This is a genomic window from Streptomyces sp. NPDC059679, assembly GCF_042734105.1.
Lineage (GTDB): Bacteria > Actinomycetota > Actinomycetes > Streptomycetales > Streptomycetaceae > Streptomyces.
On record NZ_JBHWES010000182.1, the window covers coordinates 1 to 832 of the forward strand.

General features: G+C 70.8%; 1 protein-coding gene. It reads right to left on the minus strand.

Annotated features, from left to right (window positions below; translation table 11 throughout):
• Positions 1-246 precede the first annotated feature (246 nt).
• The gene (locus ACFV2X_RS55495; RefSeq protein WP_385631939.1) at positions 247-666 is read right to left on the minus strand and encodes a hypothetical protein; all 420 of its coding nucleotides are present in this window, start codon (positions 664-666) and stop codon (positions 247-249) included.
• Positions 667-832 lie beyond the last annotated feature (166 nt).

The following is an 832-nucleotide window of genomic DNA, read 5'->3' on the forward strand; positions in this document are numbered from 1 at the left end:
GGTCCAGCGCGCCCCAGGCGCTGGCGCAGGGGTCTGGGGGCGCGCAGCCCCCGGACCCGGCCAACGGCCGGGTGCACCACCACAAAACCACGCACCAGCCGCAACTCCAGCGACGCGGCCGGCGCCCGCGGCGGGTTGCCTCTTCGGCCAGCGCGGGGCAGAAGTACCGGCGTGCGGTCGTCGCGGACTCCGCGCCGTCCGGGCTCCGCCCGGTCCGGCCGACTGGCCGGACCGGGCGGGCGGCCGTCACCAGCGCGTGGGTTCCCGTCCGGGGGCGTGAGTCTCGACCCATTTGATCACGCCGCCCTTGTCCAGCTGGATCACGCCGTGTTCGCCGCATTCGCCGTGGAACTTGAGGTTGCTCGTGACCCGGTGACCGGCCTCGACGCAGATCCGGGCGAAGCGAGCAAGGGGCACGGAGATGCCGGAAGACTTCGAGGTGTGCCGCACGGTGAGCGCGCCGACCTTCGCGGGCTGGTCCTCGGCCGGAGTCAGAGCCCAGATACCCACCATGTCGGACCAGGGTCCTGCGGCGGCGGGGTCGTCCGCGTCGTCGGCATACCGGAAGATGGGCAGTTCCGGCCCGTGGGTCACTTCCTTTAGCCAGACGAGAGCAATCGGCGGGGTCACCGTGACGGTACCGGTGACGTGGTATTCGTAACCCATGTAGGGCCTCCATTCCGTGATCGGTTTCGGGTTTCGAGTAGGGCCGGGGCGGCGGTGCCAACCCCCCCCCCCCCCCCACGGTGGAGCCCCCCCCCCGCCACACCCGCCCCACACACCCACAACAAAATCGCACGGAGACCCAACCAACCAACCACAAGAGTAGGGA

What these genes read in the sequence shown, in the direction of transcription:
- ACFV2X_RS55495 (WP_385631939.1), bottom strand. Translation starts at nt 666, where the DNA reads ATGGGTTACGAATACCACGTCACCGGTACCGTCACGGTGACCCCGCCG.